General features: G+C 59.5%; 17 protein-coding genes. 12 read left to right on the top strand and 5 right to left on the bottom strand.

Annotated features, from left to right (window positions below; genetic code table 11):
• Positions 1-494: 494 nt before the first annotated feature.
• Positions 495-1259 (bottom strand): GntR family transcriptional regulator, encoded by a 765-nt coding sequence (locus ACRER8_RS24495; protein WP_431748759.1) that lies wholly within the window; start codon positions 1257-1259, stop codon positions 495-497.
• 344 nt (positions 1260-1603) lie between these two features.
• Between ACRER8_RS24495 and ACRER8_RS24490 the strand changes: the two genes are divergently transcribed.
• Both ACRER8_RS24490 and ACRER8_RS24485 read left to right on the top strand, forming a co-directional pair.
• Positions 1604-2965 (top strand): NCS2 family permease, encoded by a 1362-nt coding sequence (locus ACRER8_RS24490; RefSeq protein ID WP_431748758.1) that lies wholly within the window; start codon positions 1604-1606, stop codon positions 2963-2965.
• A 199-nt stretch (positions 2966-3164) separates the two neighbouring features.
• On the top strand, positions 3165-3791 hold the full coding sequence (locus ACRER8_RS24485) for a LysE family translocator (protein WP_431748757.1): 627 nt from the start codon (positions 3165-3167) through the stop codon (positions 3789-3791).
• Between the two features lie 46 nt (positions 3792-3837).
• On the opposite strand, the gene ACRER8_RS24480 is transcribed toward ACRER8_RS24485, so the two are convergent.
• Entirely contained in the window at positions 3838-7005 is a 3168-nt protein-coding gene (locus tag ACRER8_RS24480; protein WP_431748756.1) for a dermonecrotic toxin domain-containing protein, read from the bottom strand.
• A gap of 169 nt (positions 7006-7174) precedes the next feature.
• Positions 7175-7528: a hydroxyisourate hydrolase gene (uraH, locus tag ACRER8_RS24475; RefSeq protein WP_431748755.1), complete on the bottom strand. Its 354-nt coding sequence runs from the start codon at positions 7526-7528 to the stop codon at positions 7175-7177.
• A gap of 412 nt (positions 7529-7940) precedes the next feature.
• On the opposite strand from uraH, the gene puuE reads away from it, so the two are divergent.
• From puuE to ACRER8_RS24440, 7 genes are all read left to right on the top strand, one after another.
• Positions 7941-8867 carry an allantoinase PuuE gene (gene puuE, locus ACRER8_RS24470; RefSeq protein ID WP_431748754.1) on the top strand — a complete coding sequence of 309 codons (927 nt, stop codon included), beginning with the start codon at positions 7941-7943 and terminating at the stop codon, positions 8865-8867.
• On the top strand, positions 8864-9394 hold the full coding sequence (gene uraD / locus ACRER8_RS24465; RefSeq protein WP_431748753.1) for a 2-oxo-4-hydroxy-4-carboxy-5-ureidoimidazoline decarboxylase: 531 nt from the start codon (positions 8864-8866) through the stop codon (positions 9392-9394). The genes puuE and uraD overlap by 4 nt, the downstream gene beginning before the upstream one ends.
• 41 nt (positions 9395-9435) lie before the next feature.
• Complete coding sequence (gene alc / locus ACRER8_RS24460; protein ID WP_431748752.1) at positions 9436-10431, top strand: allantoicase; 996 nt, start codon at positions 9436-9438, stop codon at positions 10429-10431.
• 150 nt (positions 10432-10581) lie between these two features.
• Positions 10582-11085, top strand: a complete 504-nt coding sequence (locus tag ACRER8_RS24455; RefSeq protein ID WP_431748751.1) for an ureidoglycolate lyase — start codon at positions 10582-10584, stop codon at positions 11083-11085.
• A 50-nt stretch (positions 11086-11135) separates the two neighbouring features.
• Positions 11136-12440, top strand: a complete 1305-nt coding sequence (locus ACRER8_RS24450; protein WP_431748750.1) for a urate hydroxylase PuuD — start codon at positions 11136-11138, stop codon at positions 12438-12440.
• Positions 12441-12650: 210 nt separating this feature from the next.
• The gene (locus tag ACRER8_RS24445) at positions 12651-14006 is read left to right on the top strand and encodes a nucleobase:cation symporter-2 family protein (RefSeq protein ID WP_431748749.1); all 1356 of its coding nucleotides are present in this window, start codon (positions 12651-12653) and stop codon (positions 14004-14006) included.
• Positions 14007-14377: 371 nt separating this feature from the next.
• The gene (locus ACRER8_RS24440) at positions 14378-15166 is read left to right on the top strand and encodes an outer membrane protein OmpK (RefSeq protein WP_431748748.1); all 789 of its coding nucleotides are present in this window, start codon (positions 14378-14380) and stop codon (positions 15164-15166) included.
• Between the two features lie 116 nt (positions 15167-15282).
• Here ACRER8_RS24440 and ACRER8_RS24435 read toward each other — a convergent pair whose 3' ends face one another.
• Entirely contained in the window at positions 15283-15504 is a 222-nt protein-coding gene (locus ACRER8_RS24435; protein ID WP_431748747.1) for a hypothetical protein, read from the bottom strand.
• A 220-nt stretch (positions 15505-15724) separates the two neighbouring features.
• Between ACRER8_RS24435 and ACRER8_RS24430 the strand changes: the two genes are divergently transcribed.
• Positions 15725-16333, top strand: a complete 609-nt coding sequence (locus ACRER8_RS24430; protein ID WP_431748746.1) for a TetR/AcrR family transcriptional regulator — start codon at positions 15725-15727, stop codon at positions 16331-16333.
• A gap of 17 nt (positions 16334-16350) precedes the next feature.
• On the opposite strand, the gene ACRER8_RS24425 is transcribed toward ACRER8_RS24430, so the two are convergent.
• The gene (locus ACRER8_RS24425) at positions 16351-16743 is read right to left on the bottom strand and encodes a response regulator (protein WP_431748760.1); all 393 of its coding nucleotides are present in this window, start codon (positions 16741-16743) and stop codon (positions 16351-16353) included.
• A gap of 694 nt (positions 16744-17437) precedes the next feature.
• Between ACRER8_RS24425 and ACRER8_RS24420 the strand changes: the two genes are divergently transcribed.
• Together ACRER8_RS24420 and ACRER8_RS24415 are read left to right on the top strand one after the other, a co-directional pair.
• Entirely contained in the window at positions 17438-19069 is a 1632-nt protein-coding gene (locus ACRER8_RS24420; protein WP_431748745.1) for a methyl-accepting chemotaxis protein, read from the top strand.
• Between the two features lie 265 nt (positions 19070-19334).
• A complete protein-coding gene (locus ACRER8_RS24415; RefSeq protein ID WP_431748744.1) occupies positions 19335-20216 on the top strand; it encodes an urea transporter in 882 nt (293 codons plus the stop codon).
• The last annotated feature ends 29 nt before the right edge of the window (positions 20217-20245 follow it).

Raw genomic sequence — 20245 nt, 5'->3', positions numbered from 1 at the left:
GATCAACGCTTGGATTTGGGCTTCTTCCGACGGTTGCTGAGGGCTTAATGGACATAGTACTTGTAGGAGCGAATTCATTCGCGATGCGGTCGTTCGGGCGACACATCGGCGTCGGATGTACCGCCCTCTCGCGAATGAATTCGCTCCCACAGTCTCGAACCCCGTACGGCGTATTATCGCTCCTGGCCCTGAATCTGTTCCCGGATCGGGGGCGACCTCAACTTCAAACCGCCGTACTACGCCCGGCCTTTTTCTGGCGCATAAGCGCCGAGATCAACGCTTGGATTTGGGCTTCTCCCGACGGTTGCTGGAGGCTTAATGGACATAGCACTTGTAGGAGCGAATTCATTCGCGATGCGGTCGTTCGGGCGACACATCGGCGTCGGCTGTGCCGCCCTCTCGCGAATGAATTCGCGCCCACAGTCTCGAACCCCGTACGGCGTATTATCGCTCCTGACCCTGAATCTGTTCCCGGATCGGGGGCGACCTCAACTTCAAACCGCCGTACTGCGCCCCGGCTTTTTCTTCGGCAGCATCAGATGCGAAAACACCGCGTGCAAATCATCCGAGGCGCTGTCTTCGTCGAGGTTGAGTTTGCTGTCGATGTGGTCCATGTGATGCATCATCAGGTTCACCGCTAGCGTCGCATCGCGGGCTTCGATGGCGTCGATCAACTGGGTGTGTTCATCGTAGGAGCAGTGCGAGCGGTTGCCGCTTTCGTACTGGGCGATGATCAATGAAGTCTGTGACACCAGGCTGCGCTGGAAGCTGATCAGCGGCGCATTGTTTGCCGCTTCCGCCAGCTTCAGGTGGAACTCACCGGAGAGACGAATGCCCGCCCCACGATCCCCTCTGGAAAAACTGTCGCGCTCGTCGCTGACCATCTTGCGCAACTCGTTGAGCTGCTCGGCAGTGGCGTGTTCGACCGCCAGTTCAGTGATGGCCTTCTCGACCATACGTCGGGCGAAGAACACCTGGCGGGCCTCTTCGACGCTGGGGCTTGCGACCACCGCGCCGCGGTTCGGACGCAGCAACACCACACCTTCATGAGCCAGACGCGACAGCGCGCGACGAATGATGGTGCGACTGACACCGAAGATCTCGCCCAAGGCCTCTTCCGAAAGCTTGGTGCCGGGGGCCAGCCGTTGTTCGAGAATCGCCTCGAAAATATGCGCGTAGACGATGTCGTCCTGGGTGCCGCTGCGACCTGCCTTGGCGGCGCGTGGCTGTTTCTTGAGAGGTTGCAACTGATCGTTCATGGGCACTCGTGAGAACTGAATGCGGCGCGTGGGCCGTAACCGTGACTGCTGATGACAAAAGCAATAGCAGATATCAGTGCAAAGTCACAGTAAAAGTAATGGCGCATTGTACACAGTGTGCAAAGTCTGAACAGATTTCTGCTTCGTCCACTGTTATGCACACAATCCTTAAAATACCCGCGACAAAATCAAAAACATTATTTGCATTTTTTGTATACAAAAGGATAATTCCCTCGTGCACGTTTCTGACCCCTCAGTCAACAAATTGAACTGACGGTCGATGCGCCTCAAGGAGCAGTTACCGGCTCTGAAAAAAACAACAAAAACGTCCCGAGGATTTCATTGTGGAAAGTCGCAAAACCGAAGCCGCGCCGCTGGATGCTGCTCAAGTCGAACCTAGGCCACCGCGTACAGGTCTGCTTGAACGCATCTTCAAGCTGAGCCTGCATGGCACGACCGTTCGAACCGAGCTGCTGGCGGGCCTGACGACCTTCATCACCATGGCTTACATCATTTTCGTCAACCCCAACATCATGGCTGACGCGGGCATCGATCACGGCGCCGCTTTCGTCGCGACCTGCATCGCCGCTGCGCTGGGCTGCCTGTTGATGGGGCTGTACGCCAACTGGCCGGTCGGCCTGGCGCCGGGCATGGGGCTTAACGCGTTCTTCACCTACACCGTGGTCGGCACCATGGGCTACAGCTGGCAGACGGCACTAGGCGCGGTGTTCATCTCGGGTGTGATCTTCATGGTCCTGACGCTTTCCAGGATTCGCGAGTGGTTGCTGAACAGCATTCCGGTGAGTCTGCGTTTCGCGATGGGCGCCGGCGTCGGTCTGTTCCTTGGCCTGATCGGTCTGAAAACCGCGGGCATCGTGGTCGACAGCCCGGCGACGCTGATCAAGCTCGGCTCGCTGCGTGAGCCTGGCCCGCTGCTGGCGGCCATCTGTTTTCTGATGATCGCCGTGCTCAGTTATCACCGCGTCTTCGGCGCAATTCTGATCAGCATCATCACCGTGACCCTGGCCGGTTGGGGTCTGGGCCTGGTGCATTACAACGGCATTTTCTCTACTCCGCCGAGCCTGGCACCGACGTGGATGGCGATGGACATCGCCGGTGTGTTCAACGTCAGCATGATCAGCGTGGTGCTTGCCTTTCTGTTCGTGCACATGTTCGACACGGCGGGCACTTTGATGGGTGTCGCGCAACGTGCAGGGCTGGTGAACGATGATGGCCGCATCGAGAACCTGTCCCGCGCACTCAAGGCCGACAGCGCCTCGAGCGTGTTCGGGGCGATGGTCGGTGTGCCGCCGGTCACCAGCTATGTGGAAAGTGCGTCGGGCGTGGCCGCTGGCGGTCGTACCGGATTGACTGCAGTGACCGTCGGCGTATTGTTCGTCGCCGCGATGTTCTTCGCACCGCTGGCCGGCATGATCCCGGCTTACGCCACCGCTGGCGCTCTGATTTACGTGGCGATGCTGATGATGGGCGGCATGGCGCACATCGAGTGGGACGAAGCCACCGATGCCATCCCTGCAATCGTCACCGCTATCATGATGCCGCTGACGTTCTCGGTGGCGGACGGCATCGCGCTGGGCTTCATCACCTATGTCGTGTTGAAGGCCGGTACCGGGCGCCACAAGGAGATTTCGGTCAGCCTGTGGGCGTTGTGCGCGATCTTCATTGCCAAGTTTGTGTTTTTGTAACCGACCACGTATCGGTCCAATGCAACATCTGCGTGGGAGCGAATTCATGCGCGATGCGGTGCATCAGGCGACAAATCTACGTCGACTGCACCGACCCTCGCGCATGAATTCGCGCCCACAGGGGATGGAATACATCTGCAAATGACGTCACCGCCAGGTGGCGTTTTTGCTTTTCCGATTTCAACAAGGAGAAAACCGCATGACCCTGGAAACCTGGCTGCTGTTCAGCGCCGGCGCCCTGGTGGTGATCCTGATTCCCGGGCCACTGTCACTGCTGATGATCGGCAATAGCCTGAATTACGGCCTGCTGCGCTCGTATCCGGCGTTTCTCGGCGGGGTTTGTGCCTCGATCTGCCTGCTCAGCGCCTCGGCTCTGGGTCTTGGCGCTTTGCTGATGGCGTCGGAGCAGTTGTTCAGCGCGCTGAAGATCGTCGGCGGTCTGTACCTGTTCTACCTCGCCTGGCAGAGCTGGAAGCAATCGCGCCAGCCTGCCTGCGGCGCACAGGTGCCAGTCGCCGTAACCAAGCCGGCGTTCGGTTCATTGTTCGGGCGCGCCTTTGTCCTGGGTGCCAGCAATCCCAAAGACATCCTGTTCTTCGCCGCTTTTCTGCCGCAGTTCCTCAAGGCCGATCAACCCTTTCTCGGCCAACTGATCACCATGATCATCACCTGGACCCTGCTCGACCTCGCTTGCAAGCTGTTCTACGGCCTGGGCGCCCAAGGCGCGGCGCGCTATTTGCGCACCGGCAAGGGCCAGAACTGGTTCAACCGTGTCAGCGCCACACTGTTTGGCGCCGCCGGCACGGCAGCTCTGCTCAGTCGCTGACTTGCGAGGGTCGGCGCAGAGAAAGTACTGACAGCAGCCTTGTCCGTTAAAGATCAATCGCGACTCGCTGCACGAACAATTGGGTGCTCGGATCGGTGCTGCTGCCGGTCTTGAGACCACCCACCAGCTTTACCAGGCGCCCCTGATCGCGTGCCTCGACTACGGCCCTGGCCGCATGATCCGCAGGGTGGGCAGTCAGCCATTCATCGATCCAGCGGTTGGACATGGGAATGGCGTCATCAAGATTGCCCAGCTGAAACTCCAGGTGCGACGAGGATACGTAGCGCATGTTCAGCATGTAGAGTTGCTCTTGGCCAGGACGTCGAAAAAGCAGAAGCGAGCGTAAATGCATCATCGCCTCGTCAGCGGGTACCAGATGGTAACCGGCATGGGTAATGACCCCTGACATGAGTTCACGCAGCGCGCTTTTGGCAGACCCGCCGATGTGCGATCCGGCTCTCGCGACCTCCAGCAGCCGCGCCAGCGTAGGCTCGGCGGCGGTGAAATCCAGACGTTTGAAAGGCTGCAGTGATGGTCCATAGCTGAGTCTGATGCGCGGATGGCTGGTGCCGACGCCTGTTACTGGGTAGCCTTCGAGCATCAAAAAGGGATCGTTCATGCTGGCTACCGGGGCAAGCTGGCCTTTTTGCCAGGCGTTGAGGGTCGCCCTCATGTTGATCAGGCGTGATGCCGTCAGTCCAGTGTGAGCGTGATCAGCTCCCTCGTAGAGCTTCTCTGCCAGGATCCGGTTGCTCACCGGCGTCATGCCGGGCCGCGCCTGCTCCACCAGCTCATGAATCCTATGTTTGAACAACGGGCCGTGGACCGTCCACCTACCGCCCTCGAACGACGCCATGATGGGCTGGGCGTGTCGATTGCGCCGGATGGTTTCGTTAAGGCCGGAAAAGCTGTTCTCAAGCGCGTCGGGATTTTTCAGGAATACGATCGAGGGATGCTGGCTGGCACCACTTGGCAGGATGTCGTAACGCCAAGCATCTATTTGAACGAAGGAGCTACGCTGCTCGCCGGTTACCCGAAAGATGGGCGGATGCACCCCGACCTGCTGTAACGCTGATGCATCGGGAATGGGTCGCGCCCAGCTCTTCCAACTCTCGGGGCTACTCACCACGCCGGGCACACGAGCGGGCAAACTGCTGGAACCTGGTTCCGGCGAACGCCTGGCCGGGCTATCCGTGGTGGGCGGCTCCTTGCGTTTGACGCCGCTGGGCCCCGGTTGAGACGAGGCGTCCGGCACCCGCCGCGGACGGCGGTAAGCTTCAGCCCAGTCCGGAACTGCCCGATGCTTTTGATAGTAAACGGCAATGTCGAGCTCCAGGCGACGCTGGCGATCAGGCGGGAACTCAAACTGATCGAGCAACTGCCGAGCATGGCGGTTCTTGAAGGCCGGATCACCGTGCGCCCTGGCGATCAGCGTTTCGGCGATCGTCGATCGCATCCCGCCCTTCAGGCCGATGTCCGTGTGATAAACCCAGGTGCCATTGTTCAGACGTACTGGCGGCTCATAGCCATGGGCAGTCGTTTTTTTCAGGCGCAGGGTCCGTTCGCCGCTGCGTCGATAGACCGCGTACACGCTGCCTTCATGCTGAATCCACAGCTGGCCGTCCTTCAATACGGTGCCGATATCGCGTCCGGACTGAGGCAGCGCGCCCACCAGTGACTTCTGCACCTCATAACCTGCAAACGGTTTGAGCACGGGCTGCCGCGCGGCCGATACGGCCGATCGCAATCCGGCGCCGCGGCGAGCGAGCTTGGTCAGTACGCAGACACTCACCAGGCCGGGCACGATTGACATCGCAACGTCCAGCACATTCATGGCGGAGCTACCCAGCGCGAGAAGGCCGTCCTGCAGCCGCCCTTCCCTGAACGCCTGTGCCGCGTCATGACCCTCTTTCCAGCCGTCCTGAACAGCGATCAGCGTGCCGATGCCGGGCAACACGCCCAACAACGCCTTGAAATACATCAGGTAGACGTCGTTCTGCTGGTTGTAGCATTCGACGTCGAGGTCGTGTTTGCTTCGCGCGCGCGCCTGCGTCCTTCGATGCAGCGACCAGGCACGGGTGTGCAGTTGCTGAGCGGCGATTTGCAGATCGAGCGCTGGGACGACGCGAATGAAGCCCTCGAAGCCGCGCGCCAGCGCCTGATTGATGTAACTGACGTGACGGGCGGTGTTTTCCCAATCCAGCGTGCGCTCAGCCAGGTAATCGACCATCATCGGCTTGCTGATCAGCAGCTGAATCAACCGCGACAAGGCATGTGCGGGCGCGGATGCTTCGATCAGTACGCTATCCACCGGCGCATCGGGCAGATAGATCAGGGTGCGGTCGGTGATTCGATCACGAATCGCGCATGGCCCGCTTAGCGTATGACTGTCCCGCTCACCGCTGATCGAGCTGCCCGGCTTGAACTGCAGCCAGCTCATCTCCAATTGCACGGCATCGGTTTCAGTTCTGTTCCGTGCCTGCGCTGCCAGCTTGAGCATCTGATAGCCCTCCTCGCTCAAACGCCTGCGGGCCAGCTCGCAGAAACCCTGAAGCTGAATCTGCCGCTCGTAAGGCTCAAGCAAAAGGTCCGCCTCGCGTTGCCCTCGCTCCGTTAGCGTGGGCGGCACACGAAACAGCTGCTCAAGCTTGGTTCTATACGCTTGAGCGACATCAAGTTCAGGAATGACAGTGTGCAGCCAGGCCGCCGTCAGGCCTCCGGCAGACGCCGGCTCGTCCTGTTCGAGCTGTGCAAAATCAAACCGGCGGGCCATCTGTTCATCGTCGGCGTGAAAGTTGCGCCGCGCCAGCTCAGAGAGGCTTAACTGCTCACGTTCGATGCTCGGGACCCAAGGAGCCGCGTAGTTTTTCACCCTGCCGAACTGAGGGTCTATCTGGTAGTCGCGCTGCACCTTTTTCGGCAGATCGATCGCCACCGCGTCCGGATCGACGTCAATACCCAGGTCAGCCTTGATGCGCGCTGCCAATCGCTCGTGGACGAATTCCTCGAAGGATGGAAGCACGTCGTCCAGATGGGTCTGGAGTTCGTTGGCACAGGCGTGATAGGCGACCAACTGCCGTGTGTACTCATCGCGCACATCCGCCCCGGCGGCACTCAGCCAGTCAGGCATGGTCACGGTGATTTCCAGCAGATTCGGCTCAGGCAGCTCGTCTATCGACAGCAAGTCCGGCGGACGCAATCGGGCGGTATTCATGGGTGTTCTCCAGTACGCAATAGGAGCGTCGGAGTGTCCACGGATCGAGGCGCGGCCTTACATACATATGTATGCGCGGGAAGCGGATTTCAGGCCGAAAAAAAGCCCGCAGTGTGGGGCGGGCAAGAGGAACAGGGGCAAAACAATGAAGCGGGGTGACGCGTGTTGCCTAGCTGCCGCGGTAGGTGGAGTAGCTGTACGGCGAAATCAGTAGCGGCACGTGGTAATGATCCTGATCGGCGTCGATGCCGAAACGCAGCACCACTTCATCCAGAAACGCCTGATTACCCAGTTTCACACCCTTGGCGCGGTAGTAATCGCCAGCGCTGAACTGCAGCTGATAGACACCCGAACGGTAATCATCACCCTGCAGCAACGGAGCGTCACAGCGGCCGTCGCCATTGGTCAGCGCTTCGGCGATTTTCTCCAGGCGTTCGCCTTCGACCCGATAAAGGGCCACGCGGATTGCGCTGCCAGGACAGCCGTGCGCGGCGTCCAGTACGTGTGTGGTCAGTCGTCCCATGGCGTGTCAGTGCCTCTTCGATGATTGGATTGTCTGGTCGCACCCTTTCAGTGCTTTGCAGCGGATGAAAAAGGCGAGCGATGAGCGATTAAGACATTTTTAATTAAAATTGTACACAATAAAAATCACGTTTTCGGCGCCGACGTTTGCTCATCCAGCGAACCCCTTGAATTGGCAGGCCCCGAGGAATGTATTGGGATTTTTACTCATATCCTGACCAGTCAGGCAAGTTTCTTGCAGTGACATATGGCATGAGAAAAGCGAAAAACAGGCTTACAAATCGCAAATAAAGTTGTATACAATCTATCCATCGCAGCGGCAGTGCCATACACCGATCGTGATCATCATCACGCCACGATGCAGGTTCTCGATGGCCACCGCCACAGACAACACGTAGATAAGGAAGATTGCAGTGAGCGCCGACTATCCACGCGACCTGATCGGTTACGGCAGTAACCCGCCCCACCCACACTGGCCAGGCAATGCCCGTATCGCGCTGTCGTTCGTACTGAACTATGAAGAAGGTGGCGAGCGCAACATTCTGCACGGCGACAAGGAATCCGAAGCGTTTCTCTCCGAAATGGTCGCCGCCCAGCCGCTGCAAGGTCAGCGCAACATGAGCATGGAATCGCTCTACGAATATGGCAGCCGCGCCGGCGTGTGGCGCATTCTCAAGCTGTTCAAGCAATTCGAGATTCCGCTGACCATCTTCGCCGTGGCCATGGCCGCCCAGCGTCACCCTGACGTGATCCGCGCGATGGTTCAGGCCGGTCATGAGATCTGCAGCCACGGCTATCGCTGGATCGATTACCAGAACATGGACGAGGCCCAGGAGCGCGAGCACATGCTCGAAGCGATCCGCATCCTCACCGAACTCACCGGCGAGCGTCCGCTGGGCTGGTACACCGGTCGCACCGGCCCCAATACCCGCCGCCTGGTGATGGAAGAAGGCGGCTTTCTCTACGACTGCGACACCTATGACGACGACCTGCCCTACTGGGAGCCGAACAACCCCACCGGCAAGCCGCACCTGGTGATTCCGTACACCCTGGACACCAACGACATGCGCTTCACCCAAGTGCAGGGGTTCAACAAGGGCGACGACTTCTTCGACTACCTCAAGGACGCGTTCGACGTGCTCTACGCCGAAGGTGCCGAAGCGCCGAAGATGCTGTCGATCGGGCTGCATTGCCGTCTGATCGGGCGCCCTGCCCGTCTGGCTTCGCTGCAACGCTTCCTTGAATACGTCAAAGGCCACGAGCAGGTGTGGTTCGCCCGCCGCGTGGAGATCGCCCGGCATTGGCATGACGTCCATCCTTTCAAGGAGAACGCCCAATGAGTCGTTTCCAGACCCTGACTCCCTCAACTCTAAGCCGCGAAGACTTCGTCAAAGCCTTCGCCGACATCTACGAGCATTCGCCTTGGGTCGCTGAAAAAGCCTATGACCTGGGATGCCTCACTCCGGGGCAGCGAAGCGACCTCGACGACATCGAGACGCTGCATGCGCGTATGAGCGACATCCTGTTGAGCGCCGATCACGCCACGCAATTGGCCCTGATCAACGCTCACCCGGATCTTGCCGGCAAAGCCGCCGTGCAAGGCCAACTGACCGAAGCCAGCACCAACGAACAGGCTGGCGCCGGTATCCACCAATGCACGGCTGAGGAGTTTGCGCGCTTCACCGAGCTGAACGATGCCTACAAGGCCAAGTTCGCGTTCCCCTTCATCATGGCGGTAAAAGGCAGCAACCGGCATCAGATCCTCGCGGCGTTCGAGACGCGCATTCACAACTCGGTCCAAACCGAGTTCGCCTGCGCCCTGGCCGAGATCAACAAGATCGCGATGTTCCGTTTGCAAGCGCTTTGAGCCCTGACCATCCCCACGCCCATTACCAAAGGCAGACAATAATGAAAGCTTACGCCGTACCCTTCGAAAAATTCGTCAACCTGGCCGACGCTCGTCTGGGCACCAAAATCCTGTCGGTGACCGACGACTGGTTCGCCGACGCCAACCGCCTGTTCCAGCCAACCCCGGCGGTGTGGAAAGAAGGTGTGTTCGACGACAACGGCAAATGGATGGACGGCTGGGAATCGCGCCGCAAGCGCTTCGAGGGTTATGACAGCGCGGTGATCCGCCTGGGCGTTGCCGGTTCGATCAAGGGCGTGGACATCGACACCTCGTATTTCACCGGCAACTACCCGCCATCGGCATCGCTGGAAGCCTGCTTCCTGGCCTCGGGCGAGCCGGACGAAAACACGGTGTGGACGGAGGTGCTGCCAGCCGTGGAACTGAAGGGCGACAGCCACCACTACCACGAGATCGGCGACACCAAGGCTTACAGTCACCTGCGTTTCAACATTTACCCGGACGGCGGCGTGGCGCGTCTGCGCGTGTACGGTGTGCCGCATCGCGACTGGTCGGCCGTAGGCGATAACGAGCAAGTGGACCTGGCGGCAGCGCTCAATGGCGGTCGGGCCCTGGCCTGCTCCGACGAGCACTTCGGTCGCATGAGCAACATCCTCAACCCGGGCCGTGGCGTGAACATGGGTGACGGCTGGGAAACCGCGCGTCGGCGCACGCCAGGCAACGACTGGGTCATCGTGGCTCTGGGGCATGCCGGTGAAGTCGAGCAGATCGTCGTCGACACCCTGCACTTCAAGGGCAACTACCCGGACAGCTGCTCGATTCAGGGCGCGTTCGTCAAAGGCGGCACCGACAGCCAGATCGAAACCCAGAGCCTGTTCTGGCGCGAACTGCTGCCGAGCCAGAAACTGGAAATGCACGCCGAGCACACCTTCGTCGAGCAGATCAAGGCGCTCGGCCCGATCACCCACATTCGTTTGAACGTGTTCCCGGATGGTGGTGTGAGCCGGTTGCGAGTGTTGGGCAAGGTGGCGAAGTAACGCTGAGCCTGTAGGAGCAGGCTTGCTGACGAACGCGTTGGGTCAGTTACATGTGCATTGCCTGACAGACCGCGGTTCGCCAGCAAGCCGGCTCCTACAAATGCCGCGCAAGACACACATTTTTTCGAAATTAAGGAAAGAAGAACCCGCATGCGCAAACTGACTATCGAGCCGTTGACCAAAGAAGCCTTCGCCCCTTTCGGTGATGTCATCGAAACCGATGGCAGCGATCATTTCATGATCAACAACGGCTCGACCATGCGCTTCCATCGTCTGGCCGAAGTTGAAACCGCAACGCCGGACGATAAGGCGATCATCAGCATCTTCCGCGCCGACGCGCTGGACATGCCCTTGACCGTGAGCATGCTGGAACGCCATCCGCTGGGCAGCCAGGCTTTCATTCCGCTGCTCGGCAACCCTTTTCTGGTCGTGGTCGCGCCACTTGGCGATGCACCTGAACCAGAGTTGACCCGCGCCTTCATCACCAATGGCAGGCAGGGTGTTAATTACCATCGCGGCGTCTGGCACCACCCGGTGCTGACGATCGAAAAGCGGGATGACTTCCTGGTGGTTGATCGCAGTGGCAACGGCAATAACTGCGATGAGCATTTCTTCGAAGAGAGTCAGAAGATGATTCTCGATCCCCATTTATAAGAGAGAGCGCCTGAACGTCCGCAAGTGACGACAGGCACGAGGTACACACTGTGCAAGCACATCTGATGGAATGGCTGAATCTGGGCGTGCGCTGGATTCACATGATCGTCGGGATCGCCTGGATCGGCGCATCCTTTTACTTCGTCTGGCTGGAGAACAACCTCAACCGCGCCAACCCGCGCAGCGGGCTGTCCGGTGACCTGTGGGCGATCCACGGCGGCGGTATCTACCACCTGGAAAAATACAAGCTCGCCCCACCGACCATGCCGGACAACCTGCACTGGTTCAAATGGGAAGCCTACTGGACCTGGATGTCGGGCGTCGTGCTGCTGTGCGTGGTGTTCTATTCCAACCCGGTTCTGTATCTACTTGCACCTGGCAGCACGCTGAGCGGTCCTGAAGGCGTCGCCATCGGCATCGGTTCACTGATCGCCGGCTGGTTTATCTATGACCTGCTGTGCGACTCGCCACTGGGCAAGCGTCCCGGTCTGCTGGGCCTGGTGCTGTTCGTACTGGTTATCGGCGCCTGCTATGGCTTCAGCCAGGTGTTCAGCGGTCGTGGCGCGTACCTGCACACCGGCGCGATCATGGGCACGATCATGGTCGGTAACGTGTTCCGCATCATCATGCCGGCGCAGCGAGCGCTGGTCGCGGCCATCGCCGAGAACCGCACGCCGGACCCGACGCTGCCAGCCAAGGGCCTGCTGCGTTCGCGCCACAACAACTACTTCACCCTGCCGGTGCTGTTCATCATGATCAGCAACCACTTCCCGAGCACCTACGGCAGCCAGTACAACTGGTTGATCCTGGCGGCAATTGCAGTGTGCGCGGTCTTGGTTCGTCACTACTTCAACACCCGCCACAACAGCCACAAGTTCGCCTGGGCGTTGCCGGTCGGTGCGCTGGGCATGATCTGTCTGGCGTACGTCACCGGCCCTGCGCAAATGCCCCAAAGTCCTGATGTGGCGGCAAAGATCGAATATCAGCCCCTGCCGGGAACGGCGATTGGCGGTCATCGTGCGGACGAGCCAAAGCCTGAAGTCGCGCCAGCACCCGCTCCTGCCGCACCCGCGCAGGCGAGCACTGGCGACGGTGTGAATTTCGACAAGGTTCACAGCGTGATTCAGGAACGCTGCGCGGTCTGCCATTCGGCCAAACCGACCAGCCCGCTGTTCAGCAGCGCGCCGGCCGGGATCATGTTCGACACCCCGCAACAGATCCAGCAACTGGCCCCGCGCATCCAGGCCCAGGCGGTGACCGCGCAGATCATGCCACTGGGCAATATCACCCAAATGACCCAGCAGGAACGTGACTTGTTGGGACAATGGATCGATAAGGGGGCCCAGACCAACTGATTCGCGAGTATCTGCGAACGGTGATTCCCTGTAGGAGCCGGCTTGCTGGCGAACGGCGGTGTCATGACCGCCGAAGATAGGTCGGCTGTATCGGCCCTTTCGCCAGCAAGCCGACTCCTACAAAAAACGCGTCAGGACCATTGCCGATGTAAACGTTTCACCGCCCAGCCGCAACGGGCGCACTCAAAAATAAGAACAATGAGGTGTTGCATGTCCGAGTCAACTCACGCGCGCGTCCCCGCTGCGCCACCAAGACAGCCCCTGCCACTGATGCAACTGATTCTGGTGGGCCTGCAACACGTCCTGTTGATGTACGGGGGCGCCGTTGCGGTGCCGCTAATCATTGGCCAGGCCGCTGGCCTCTCCCGAGAAGAAATCGCCTTTCTGATCAATGCCGACCTGCTGGTGGCCGGCATCGCCACAGTCGTCCAGTCGCTGGGCATCGGTCCCCTGGGTATCCGCATGCCGATCATGATGGGTGCCAGTTTCGCCGCGGTTGGCAGCATGGTGGCCATGGCCGGGATGCCCGGTGTGGGCCTGCCGGGAATTTTCGGCGCGACCATCGCGGCGGGGTTCTTCGGCATGCTGATCGCGCCGTTCATGTCGAAGATCGTGCGCTTCTTCCCGCCGCTGGTGACCGGCACCGTCATCACCTCCATTGGCCTGTCGCTGTTCCCCGTCGCGGTGAACTGGGCCGGCGGCGGCAGCAAGGCCGTGAGTTTCGGCAGCCCGCTGTACCTGGGCGTGGCCGCGCTGGTACTGCTGACGATCCTGTTGATCAACCGCTTCATGCGTGGTTTCTGGGTCAACATTTCGGTATTGATCGGCATGGGCCTGGGCTACATCCTTTCCGGGTTCATCGGCATGGTCGACCTCAGCGGTCTGGCCGAGGCCGACTGGGTGAAAGTGGTCACGCCGCTGCATTTCGGCATGCCGCAATTCAGCCTCGCGCCGATCCTTTCAATGTGCCTGGTGGTGGTGATCATCTTTGTCGAGTCCACCGGAATGTTCCTGGCGCTGGGCAAGATCACCGATCGCGAAGTCACCTCAGGCATGCTTCGTCGCGGGCTGCTGTGCGATGCGGCGGCCTCGTTTCTGGCAGGCTTCCTCAACACCTTCACCCACTCCTCGTTCGCCCAGAACATCGGCCTGGTGCAGATGACGGGCGTGCGGTGTCGCTCGGTCACCATCGTCGCGGGTGGGTTCCTGATCCTGCTGAGCCTGCTGCCAAAGGCCGCGTATCTGGTGGCGTCGATTCCACCGGCGGTATTGGGCGGTGCGGCGATTGCCATGTTCGGCATGGTCGCGGCCACCGGCATCAAGATTCTTCAGGAAGCCGACATCTCCGACCGTCGCAATCAGCTGCTGGTGGCGGTCAGCATCGGCATGGGCCTGATTCCCGTGGTGCGGCCGGAGTTCTTCAGTCAGTTGCCGCACTGGATGGGGCCGATCACCCACAGTGGCATCGCGATGGCGACCTTGAGTGCGGTGTCGCTGAACCTGTTGTTCAACGTGCTCGGCGGTGCGGAACGCGCGGCCATGGCAGGGCCGTTGCACTCGCATTAGTGGTCAATGCCCTGTTTTCGACGTGGGTGCTCTTTCGCAGAGCACTTGAGGACAACTGCGCGAGTCAGTATCCTCCGCCGCCGCTTGGCTGCGCCTGAAAAACAGGGCCTCACGACCAACGCACAATATTCTGACTGACCAGACAACTAACCGATCCATCACTGCACCATCGAACAGGCATGAAAAATCCTCGATTCGGCTGTTTTTCAAACAGCCGACCAGACTTTTTCGTCTTTTTTCAGGGTTTTGGCGCAGCTCTTGCTATCAACACAAAGCTGACCAATTAGACAAGTTAATCAGCAATAAAGAAGACGCCGAAACAGAGCGTCAATCACTGGGCAACAACGACTTTCACCTCAGGGAGTATTCGCATGAACCGCACACTTTCCAGCCTGATGGCCGCAGGCAGCCTGCTTGCCGCCACTCCGGCAATGTCCGGCGATCTGCTGCAGTGGCAGAGCAACAGCCTGACGTATCTTTACGGTAAGGACTTCGCCGTCAACCCGGAAATTCAGCAGACATTTACCTTCGAACATGCTGACAGCTGGAAATACGGCGACAACTTCCTGTTCGTCGATAACATCTTCTATAACGGCAAGAAAGACGCGGGCGTGGGCAATAACACGCTATACGGCGAGTTCTCCCCTCGCTTGTCGCTAAGCAAGATTTTCGATCAGAAGTTCGAACTCGGTCCGATCAAGGACGTGTTGCTGGCGGGTACTTACGAGTTTGGTGAAGGCGATGTCGAGTCGTACCTGATCGGTCCGGGTTTCGATTTGAACGTCCCCGGTTTCGATTACTTCCAGCTCAACTTCTACAAGCGTTATAACGACGGGCATCGCGCAGGTTATGGCGCCTGGCAGATTACTCCGGTCTGGTCCTACACCATTCCCGTGGGCAAGTCCGACATCCTGATCGACGGTTTCATGGACTGGGTCGTGGACAACAAACAGTCCAATACCAAAGGCGACTATCACTCCAACCTGCACTTCAACCCGCAGATCAAGTACGACCTGGGCAAGGCGCTGAATCTGCCTGATCGCCAGTTGTACGTGGGTATCGAGTATGACTACTGGACCAACAAGTACGGGATCAATGACACCCGCTACTTCGACACCGACCAGAATACGGCGAGCCTTCTGGTGAAGGTGTTCTTCTGATTCACCACGGCGTGGGGCGCGAACCGTCCTGCGTCGACGACCTTTAGCATGGCTTACCGGCGGTGGCGCGGGTGACATCACTACCGCCGGCAAGTCGAATGGCTACAAAAGCAGGGCTAGTGACCTTCCCACGGCAAGGGCTTGCCCGCTCGCACTCTGGCATTGAGCGTGCGCAGAAGATCCAGAGGATCACGGTCTTTCATCGCGTGACTTTGCTCATCCACCCAGGTCATGACCTGTTGCCGATCCAGCGTCGGCCGGCGATGAAGAATTTCGACCAGCTGCCGCTCACAATGCTGGGCATAGGCGACCACGCTGGAAAATAAAGGGCTGTTCATAACCGACACCTCGTCACCGAATACCCGTTCAGGCCTTGAAAAGGCACCAGATTTTTCCGCTCCCGATATCACCCGCACACAATAGCACTGGCGCTCACCTGCACTACAGGGGCGTCAGTCCGGATTCACGAGAGGATAGCGACTTTGCAGCAATCTTGAGCCTGTCGCGAGGCCGGTGCTAACATTCGCCACCGCCGAGCCGGCAAGGAAATTCCGCTTTATGAGCAGTATCCGCGAGCGCAACAAAGAACTGATCCTGCGCGCAGCCAGTGAAGAATTCGCCGACAAAGGGTTCGCCGCCAGCAAGACCAGCGACATCGCCGCCAAGGCCGGCGTGCCAAAGCCCAACGTCTACTACTACTTCAAGTCCAAGGAAAACCTGTATCGCGAGGTGCTCGAAAGCATCATCGAGCCGATCATGCAGGCATCGACGCCGTTCAATCGCGAAGGGGTGCCAGCCGAGGTTCTGAGCAGTTACATCCGCTCCAAGATCCGCATCTCGCGCGACCTGCCCTTCGCCTCCAAGGTATTCGCCAGCGAAATCATGCATGGCGCACCGCACCTGACGCCCGAACAGGTCGAGCAGCTCAATGGCCAGGCACTGCATAACATCGAATGTATTCAGGGCTGGATCGATGATGGACTGATCGCGCCGCTCGACCCCCATCACTTGATGTTCAGCATCTGGGCCGCGACCCAGACCTACGCCGATTTCGACTGGCAGATATCCACCGTCACCGGCAAAGCGAAGCTGGAAGACGCCGATTACGAAGCCGCCGCCCAGACCATCATTCGGCTGGTCCTCAAAGGCTGCGAACCGGACCGCTGAGCGCCTGACCCGCAGGCTTACTCGGTCTGCCGGGTCTGCAGCGCCTTATCGACGCCATCGAGCAGTTGACCGAAGCTCCAGGGTTTGCGAATGAACGTCACCGCATGCTGCACGCCGGAGCTTTCAGGGGTTTCGTGACCGGACATGATCAGGATCGGAATCTGCGGCCATTTGTTACCTGACAGATTGGCCAGGTCCGCGCCGTTCAGCGTGCCCGGCATGAGAATATCGGTGAGCAGCAACGACACCCTGTCCGCATGATCGTCCAGAAACTTCGCCGCCTCATCGGCGCTCTCCAGCGAGTGAGTCGAGAAGCCCTCGTCGCCAAGGATCTCGCACACAAAATCGCGAATGATTGACTCATCCTCAACCACCAGAATCAGCCCTTTTTGTTGTACGTCTGCTGCCATTTGCGCTACATCCACGATAATTTTTCCCATTGCCTGCCCGGCCGGCCCTGTCCTGGACTCGGGTGTTGTCGGTACTGTGAACGGCGCCAGCGCCGGAAATTCCATCGGTTGATGACATTTGGTCGAAAGGGTTGTTAGGAGGGGAAAATCAGGCGTGCGGAGAAGCAGGTGCGGGTCGCCAAATGCCCTGTCGCAGCACGGCTTGCCGGCGGTGGCGCGGTTGAGGAACGGCGCAGGCCGCGTGCTCCAGGTCGGATGCGAAAACTTTTCTGCAGACGTAAAAAACCCGCCGAAGCGGGTTTGTGCAAGACCGTCCAACTTCCTGTTGGCCACCAATACCTTGGCAACGGTCGATCGTCCCTGATCCTGCGGCGGTCCGTTGCCGCAGTTGATGGGATCCAATGTACTGCCTGGACGGGATCCAACCTAGAGCGAAAATCTCCACTTCGTGTAAGCCTTTGGCTATAGCTGTTAAAAAAATGACGTCGCTTTCGGTCACTTCCGGGACTTGGCGATGCGTTAGTCGGCTAACCGCAGAATTCCTTCTATTGCGCTCAGGTTTGGGCTTTCAGCGCCGAAATCCTGTAAGACGGGGTTTCTTCAACATTCCAAGGGTTGGAGTAGATTCCCGTCACGGGAGCCAGCAACCGAAACGGCTCGCGCAATAACAAGAACAATGAACGGAGTGACGGTCATGAATATGCGCAATTTCTCGATCAGCCGGCGTCTGTGGCTAATCCTCATCGTCGCTGTGTTGATGTTGTCCACGCTGGCTGTGGCCATGCTCAAGCAGATCCACGACGACCTGTATGACGCCAAGGCACAGAAGACCATGCATGTGGTGCAGACCGCCAGCGGCCTGCTCTACTACTACCATGGCCTGGAAACTGCCGGCACGCTGACTCGCGATCAGGCTCAGCAACAGGCGATGGATGCCCTTCGCGGCCTGCGTTACAACCAGACCGACTACTTCTGGATCAACGACCTGCGTCCAGTGATGATCATGCATCCGGCCAGCCCCAAGCTGGTGGGGCAGGACTTGTCGGGGATAAAAGACCCTGAGGGCTTCCAGGTATTCAATGAAATCGTCGCCGTGGCCAAAACCAAGGGCGCAGGCATGGTCAACTATCGCTGGCCGAAGCCGGGCGCCAGCGAAGCCGTGCAGAAAACCTCCTACGTCACGCTGTTCACCCCTTGGGGCTGGGTTCTCGGTTCCGGCGTGTATGTCGATGACGTTCAGGCCGAATTCCAGCAGCAGGTGATCAAGGCCATTTCGATCAGCCTTGGCATCATTCTGGTGATGGCGGCATTGCTAATCGTGATAGGACGCAGCATTGCCGGGCCGCTCAAGGCCACCGTCGAGGCCATGGCCAATATCGCCAGCGGCGAAAGCGATCTGACCCGCAGCCTGGAAACCCACGGCCGCGACGAAATCACCCAACTGGCGACGCATTTCAATGCCTTCACCGCCAAGCTGCGTCGGGTCGTGGCCGAGTTGCAATTGTCCGCGGTCGGTCTGGGCCAGGCTTCGAGCGAAATGGGCAGCAACGCCGTGCAGGCGCAGGAGCGCAGCCAGCAACAGTCGCTGCAGATGGAACAGGTGGCGACAGCGGTCAACGAAGTTACTTATGGCGTGCAGGACGTGGCCAAGAATGCCGAGCATGCGGCTAGCGAAATGCGCAATGCCGAATCCCAGGCGCAACAGGGCCAGGCCAACATCGACAGCAGCCTGAAGCAGATCGACCACCTGTCCGGCACCATTGATCAGGCGGTCGAGGTGATCCGCACCCTGGCCAGCGAAAGCACGCAGATCGGCGGGGTACTGGAAGTGATCAGCTCCATCGCCGAGCAGACCAACCTGCTGGCCTTGAACGCCGCCATCGAAGCCGCGCGCGCAGGCGATCAAGGGCGAGGCTTTGCCGTGGTAGCTGACGAAGTACGTCTGCTGGCGCAGCGTACGCAAAAGTCCACCGCCGAGATTCAGGCGATGATCGAACGCCTGCAAACCCACTCCGACGCTGCTGTGAAAGTCATCGGCGACAGCAGTCGTTCATCGCAACTCACCATCGAGCAGGCCAATCTGGCGGGCCAGAGCCTGACCTCCATCAGTCAGGCGCTGCGTAATCTCAATGGTCTGAATGCATCGATCGCCAGCGCCACGCTGCAGCAATCCCACGTGGTGGAAGACATTAATCAGAACGTCACCCAGGCCGCGCAGCTGTCCCAAAGCACGGCGGTGGCAGCGGAGCAGTCCAGCGCGGCAAGTACGCAACTCAAAGGGCTGAGCGAGCAGTTGAGCGGCTTGTTGAGGCAGTTCAGGGTGTAGCGAACAGCTGACTGACCCACCGCGTTCCTGCAGGAGCCGGCTTGTTGCCGAACGCGGTGAGCCAGTTGATTCATCCAGAACTGACCCACCGCATCCCCGTAGGAGCCGGCTTGCTGGCGAACGCGATGGATCAGTCAACGCATCTATAACTGACCCACCGCATCCGCGATGCAAACCGCCTCCTACCGTTAACCGCATACGATCTTGCTCAAGCCGAAGCATTAAGCCAATATGTATACAATAAAAACAAATATTGAATACACCCATGCAAACCTCAATTTCATCCTCCTCCCCCTGCCACGACTGGGCCGAAGCCGTACTCAACGGTTTCAGCCAAGTGCTGCTGCAACGCAGTCCGGCATGCGGCCTGTTTTGCCTGCTGGCGATTCTCATCAGTGCCCCCTCCTCCCTCGGCGGCGCGCTGCTCGGTGCGGTGGCAGGATTACTCACGGCACAACGTCGCGGCTATGCCAAGCCCGAGCGCCAGTCAGGCGTGTACAGCTACAACGGCGTGCTGCTGGGCTTGCTGATCTGCTATCGGTTCGAATGGTCGCCGCTGTTGCCGTTGCTGATCATTGCCTGCGGCGGCCTCAGCGCCATGCTCATGCACGCCTGGGTGCGGCGCGCTCCACGACCCTCGTGTCTGAAGGCTTATACCGCGCCATTCGTTTTGTTCAGCTGGGTATTGCTGACCTTCGCCGAGCCCTCGCCCAGCGTGCAACTCGCCGATTCGAATCTGATTCAGGCCCTGCCACTCGGCCTCGGCCAGGTGTTCCTGCTGGATCACCCATTGGCCGGGGTGTTGATTGGCGTCGGCCTGCTGATCGCCAATCGCACCGCCGCGCTCTGGGCAGCGCTGGGTTGCCTCAGTGGCATCGCATTCGCGCTTTGGCAACAGGAGAGCAACCTGGCGCTGCTCGGTCTGTCCGGCTATAACCCGGCACTGGCTGCCTTGGCATTCAGCCATGCGCGCTACAAGCCTTGGCTACCGGGCATCGCCATTGTGCTGGCGATGCTGCTGCAACCGGGGTTTTCTGGGCTGGGGCTGGCCACCCTGACCGCACCGTTCATTCTGGCGTGCTGGCTGGTGCAGGCCAGCGGTCGCCTGTTGCAGCAGTCGATCAGCGATCAGCGGTTGCGCTCCTGAGCGGTTTGCCACAGGCTCTGGCGACCTGG

Source organism: Pseudomonas sp. (assembly GCF_050739935.1).
Lineage (GTDB): Bacteria > Pseudomonadota > Gammaproteobacteria > Pseudomonadales > Pseudomonadaceae > Aquipseudomonas.
This window is presented reverse-complemented; position numbering and strand designations above follow the sequence as displayed.

Coding starts and splice junctions, on each gene's coding strand:
- ACRER8_RS24415 (WP_431748744.1), top strand. CDS start 19,335: ATGCAAACCTCAATTTCATCCTCCTCCCCCTGCCACGACTGGGCCGAA.
- ACRER8_RS24425 (WP_431748760.1), bottom strand. CDS start 16,743: ATGGCAGCAGACGTACAACAAAAAGGGCTGATTCTGGTGGTTGAGGAT.
- ACRER8_RS24455 (WP_431748751.1), top strand. CDS start 10,582: ATGCGCAAACTGACTATCGAGCCGTTGACCAAAGAAGCCTTCGCCCCT.
- ACRER8_RS24445 (WP_431748749.1), top strand. CDS start 12,651: ATGTCCGAGTCAACTCACGCGCGCGTCCCCGCTGCGCCACCAAGACAG.
- ACRER8_RS24495 (WP_431748759.1), bottom strand. CDS start 1,259: ATGAACGATCAGTTGCAACCTCTCAAGAAACAGCCACGCGCCGCCAAG.
- uraH (WP_431748755.1), bottom strand. CDS start 7,528: ATGGGACGACTGACCACACACGTACTGGACGCCGCGCACGGCTGTCCT.
- alc (WP_431748752.1), top strand. CDS start 9,436: ATGAAAGCTTACGCCGTACCCTTCGAAAAATTCGTCAACCTGGCCGAC.
- ACRER8_RS24420 (WP_431748745.1), top strand. CDS start 17,438: ATGAATATGCGCAATTTCTCGATCAGCCGGCGTCTGTGGCTAATCCTC.
- ACRER8_RS24485 (WP_431748757.1), top strand. CDS start 3,165: ATGACCCTGGAAACCTGGCTGCTGTTCAGCGCCGGCGCCCTGGTGGTG.
- uraD (WP_431748753.1), top strand. CDS start 8,864: ATGAGTCGTTTCCAGACCCTGACTCCCTCAACTCTAAGCCGCGAAGAC.
- ACRER8_RS24430 (WP_431748746.1), top strand. CDS start 15,725: ATGAGCAGTATCCGCGAGCGCAACAAAGAACTGATCCTGCGCGCAGCC.
- ACRER8_RS24440 (WP_431748748.1), top strand. CDS start 14,378: ATGAACCGCACACTTTCCAGCCTGATGGCCGCAGGCAGCCTGCTTGCC.
- ACRER8_RS24480 (WP_431748756.1), bottom strand. CDS start 7,005: ATGAATACCGCCCGATTGCGTCCGCCGGACTTGCTGTCGATAGACGAG.
- ACRER8_RS24435 (WP_431748747.1), bottom strand. CDS start 15,504: ATGAACAGCCCTTTATTTTCCAGCGTGGTCGCCTATGCCCAGCATTGT.